Origin of the sequence: Myxococcus sp. CA039A (assembly GCF_013336645.1) — a bacterium.
In the GTDB taxonomy this organism is placed as follows: Bacteria; Myxococcota; Myxococcia; order Myxococcales; family Myxococcaceae; genus Myxococcus; species Myxococcus llanfairpwllgwyngyllgogerychwyrndrobwllllantysiliogogogochensis.
Genome location: NZ_JABUMQ010000524.1, coordinates 1 through 4571 on the forward strand (window position 1 = coordinate 1; position 4571 = coordinate 4571).

At 67.2% G+C, this 4571-nt stretch carries 2 protein-coding genes and 1 pseudogene; 1 reads left to right on the plus strand and 2 read right to left on the minus strand.

Going from position 1 to position 4571, the window contains the following annotated elements; translation table 11 throughout:
- Positions 1-284 (plus strand): annotated as a pseudogene (locus tag HR086_RS44900) (hypothetical protein); the annotation flags it as partial.
- 74 nt (positions 285-358) lie between these two features.
- Here HR086_RS44900 and HR086_RS44905 read toward each other — a convergent pair.
- Entirely contained in the window at positions 359-2887 is a 2529-nt protein-coding gene (locus tag HR086_RS44905; protein ID WP_174459968.1) for a sodium-translocating pyrophosphatase, read from the minus strand.
- A gap of 290 nt (positions 2888-3177) precedes the next feature.
- Positions 3178-4571 (minus strand): hypothetical protein (locus tag HR086_RS44910; protein WP_254626738.1); only part of this gene is annotated, 1394 nt, incomplete at its 5' end.

Genomic DNA, 4571 nt, shown 5'->3' on the forward strand with positions numbered 1-4571 from the left:
GGGCGACGGCCATTGGCGTGTCCCTGTTCACCGACGCCCGGCTGAGTCTGGCCAGGCTCATCCCCATCGAAGCGCACGAAATCTTCGACTACGTCCACGGCACGGCGGCGGTCCTGGCGCCCTTCGTGCTGGGGTATGCCCGGAAGCACCCCGTCGTCGCCACGGTGCACGTGCTGCTGGGGCTGTCGTCGCTGGCGGTGGCGCTGGTGACGGACTACCGCTGCCAGACGGGCATGCACCTGGGCGGGGAGCTGCGCACGGACCCGGAAGGCATTGGCGCATGAAAGCGAAGCGGCGGGGCCCCCCACTGTGAGGGCACCCCGCCGCTTCAATCACTTCAGGCGTGCGAGTGGACGGCTCAGGCCGTCTTCACGGCGGCCTGGGGCTTCGCGTCGGAGGACGACGCGCCGCTGTTGCCGCTGACGCTCTGGATGCGCATCCCGTAGAAGCTGCGGTAGACGAACACCGTCGACAGGACGAAGAACACCACGGAGAAGACGCGGGTGAGGTTGCCCTGGCCCGCGGCCTCCAGCTCCACCGCCAGCTCCACGGCGAGCAGGCCGAAGAGGGTGGTGAACTTGATGACCGGGTTGAGCGCCACGGAGGACGTGTCCTTGAACGGGTCGCCGACGGTGTCACCGACGACGCAGGCCGCGTGCAGCTCCGTGCCCTTGGCCTTCAGCTCCACTTCCACCAGCTTCTTCGCGTTGTCCCAGGCGCCACCGGCGTTGGCCATGAAGACGGCCTGGTAGAGGCCGAAGATGGCGATGGAGATGAGGTAGCCCACGAAGAAGTACGGCTCCAGGCAGGCGAACGCGAGCGTGCTGAAGAAGATGGCGAGGAAGATGTTGATCATCCCCTTCTGCGCGTACTGGGTGCAGATTTCGACGACCTTCTTGGAGTCGGCCACGCTGGCCTTCTCCACGCCCTCCAGCTTGATGTTGGCCTTGATGAACTCCACCGCGCGGTAGGCGCCGGTGGACACCGCCTGCATGGACGCGCCGGAGAACCAGTAGATGATGGCGCCGCCGGTGATGAGGCCCAGGAGGAACGGGGCGTGCAGCAGCGAGAGGAACTGCGTCTTCTCGGTGTTGAGCTGGCCGTTGGTGATGCCGACGAGCAGCACGATGATGGAGAAAATCATCGTGGTGGCGCCGACGACGGCCGTGCCGATGAGCACCGGCTTGGCGGTGGCCTTGAAGGTGTTGCCCGCGCCGTCGTTCTCCTCGAGGAACTGCTTGCCCTTCTCGAAGTCGAGGTCGAAGCCGAAGTCGCGCTTCACCTCCGCCTTCACGTCGGGGACGTTCTCGATGAGCGACAGCTCGTAGACGCTCTGCGCGTTGTCCGTCACCGGGCCGTAGGAGTCCACGGCGATGGTGACCGGACCCATGCCCAGGAAGCCGAAGGCGACGAGGCCGAAGGCGAACACGGGGGCTGCAATCATCAACTGGCCCACGTCCGCGCCGGGCACGCCGGAGCCGCTGAACCAGAACGCCAGGCCCATCAGGCCGGCGATGATGAGACCCATCCAGTACGCGGAGAAGTTACCCGCGACCAGACCGGAGATGACGTTCAGGGACGCGCCACCCTCGCGGCTGGCCGTGACGACCTCGCGAACGTGACGGCTCTCCGTGGAGGTGAAGACCTTGATGGCCTCCGGGATGATGGCGCCCGCCAGCGTGCCGCAGCTGATGATGAGCGACAGCTTCCACCACAGCGTCGGGTCGCCGTTCAGGGTGGGGATGAGCAGGTAGCTGACCAGGAAGGTCAGCGCCACGGAGATGAGCGACGTCACCCACACCAGCGCGGTGAGCGGGTGCTCGAAGTTCATGTGGTCCGCGTTCTTGTACTTGGCGGACTGGTACAGGTTGTTCAGGCCGTAGGCGGCCAGCGACGCGAGCACCATCACGATGCGCATCACGAAAATCCAGACCAGCAGCTCGACGCGGAATCCCTCGCCCACGGCCAGCAGGATGAAGGTGATGAGCGCCACGCCCGTCACGCCGTAGGTCTCGAAGCCGTCCGCCGAGGGGCCCACGCTGTCGCCGGCGTTGTCGCCGGTGCAGTCCGCGATGACGCCCGGGTTGCGCGCGTCGTCTTCCTTGATTTTGAAGACAATCTTCATCAGGTCGGACCCGATGTCGGCGATCTTCGTGAAGATGCCGCCGGCGATGCGCAGCGCGGAGGCGCCCAGCGACTCGCCGATGGCGAAGCCGATGAAGCATGCGCCCGCGAAGTCCGCCGGGATGAAGAGCAGGATGGCGAGCATCAGCAACAGCTCGGTGCTGATGAGCACCATGCCGATGGACATACCCGCCTGCAGCGGAATGGCGTACGTGGGGTAGGGCTTGCCTCGCAAGCTGGCGAAGGCGGTGCGGCTGTTGGCGAACGTGTTGACGCGGATGCCGAACCACGCGACGCCACACGAGCCGGCGATGCCCACGAGGCTCGCCACCAGGATGATGACCACGCGGTCCACGCCCATGTGACGCAGGAACCCGAAGTAACCCACCATCACCACGGCGATGAGCGCCCACAGCACGGCAATGAACTTCAACTGCGTCATCAGGTACGTCTTGCACGTCTCATAGATGAGCTCGGAAATCTCGAGCATCGCCCGGTGCACGGGCAGGTTCTTGAGCGAGGCGTACTGCATGAAACCGAACACCAGTCCGATAACGCAGACCGCGATGCCGGAGAGCAACAGTTGGTGCCCGTTGATGCTGCCGCCAAAGAATGACTTGGAGGCGAAGTCAGGGAGAACGAGGTCCGCCTCACTGGCGTGGGCGACGCTGGATGCGAACACCGTCAGCAGCCCGAGGGCCCTGGCGGCGACACCAGTGACGCCCCTACGCAGGGCGTCCATCCGTGGAACAGTGCGTGTCATGGGGGTGCAACTCCTCACAGAGGCTCGTCCAAAGCGCGGCCCACAACGCCGCGCCCCGGAGTGAACAGGGAGTGGTGTCGAGGGGTTGGCCGCCTGCGAGCGAAGTTGCCGCGCGCCGACGCTTCAGCACAGCCTCGCCCTTCAGGGTGCAACGTCACACGCCTGAAGGCGGGCTCGCGAATAGCATGGACAGGCGCTGAAAGTCGAATTCCGGGGTGTGTTTGTCCACAACCTGATCCAACTATGAGGGGGGCTGGGGGCCCCGCAACCCGTCAGGTGGTGTGTGTATGTCAGGGGCGCAGACTGAACAGAAAGCCATCCTGGGGATGCGGGTAAGGGGTTCCCACAGGTTGGGCGCGCCGCAGCGCGACAGCGACCAGGGTATTGCCAGATCCATCCACTGACACCGAGCGGGCTGTCGGGGGGAGGGGACTGGAGAAGCCTCGCACCCAAAGGGAGTTTCCCTTTTCGGGCAGGAGGCGGGCGACATAGAGGCCAGCGGGAGAAGGCGCCCGGCCCAAATCCAGTCCTCCGTCATGGGTGCCGGTGAGCGTGAGCTGTCCCGCGTCATCCGTGGCGAGCGCCGTGGCGGTGGCGGCGAAGGAGCGCGCCCAGCGCTCTTGGCCTTCCGCGTTGAAGGCCGCCACGAAGCCGTGATGGGCGCCCGCGTCATGAGGTTTGTTCTGAAAGTAGAAGCGGGTGGAGAAGGAGCCCGCGACGAAGACGCGGTCCGGGCCGACCGCCAGCGCGGAGACAGCTCCGGTGGCGCCTCGGAAGTCCCGGCTCCACGCGTGGGTGCCATCCGGATGAAGCTTGAGGACGAAGGGCGTGCGTTGGCGCACGGTGAGGAACGAGCCTCCGCCGAAGCACACCGCGCCCGCGTATGCGCCACCAATATAGATGCCGCCGAAGGCGTCCACCGCCGTCGCGCGCGCCGTCAGCAGGCCCTGTGTCCCCGCGGACCAGACGCGGCTCCAGCGCGTGTGGGCGTCCGCGCCCAGCCGCACCACGAAGGCGCCCCGCTCGCCATCGGGTGGCTCGCGCACGGCGTCGCCGAAGTCCCGCGCCCCGGAGAAGTCTCCCACCACCACCACGCCCGCGTCGTCCCGGGCGACGGCGTGCACGGTGAGCGTGCCCTCACCCGCGAAGCCCTTCACGTGTTCGACGGCGCCCTCGGCCGACAGGCGCGCGACGAACGGCCCGTCCGGCAGGCGCGCGGTGCCCCACTGGGAGCCCGCGGAGGCGCCGCCCAGCCAGACCTTGCCCTGGGTGTCGATGACGAGTCCGCCCACGCGCGCGTTGGACGTGCCCTCACCTGGTACGAGCCCATGCGCCCAGCGCAGGGCCCCGTCCGGGGAGAAGCGCGCCACCATCATGTGAGCTCTGGATGCACTCCGGTTGAAAGGCAGGGGGCCGCCCCCCACGTCCAAAGGCTCTCGGTATGTCGCCGCGACGAGGACGTCCCCGTTGGGGGCCGTCACCGCGTGTGGCGCCTCGCTGTCCCCGTTCGCCAACGGGCGCGACCACGCCATGACCCCCTCGCCCTCGTTTGTTCCTTCCGCCGCCGCCGCCACCCTCAAGCCCGGAGCACGTGGAGCCGCCAGGGCTTGCTCCCCGCACGCCGCGAGGAGAGGACCCATCAGACACACCACGCTCACCCAACGCCACCCGACCATGCCCGCCC

Bases quoted from the DNA above. Each gene is read 5' to 3' on its own strand.
- HR086_RS44905 (WP_174459968.1), bottom strand. From the start codon at position 2,887: ATGACACGCACTGTTCCACGGATGGACGCCCTGCGTAGGGGCGTCACT.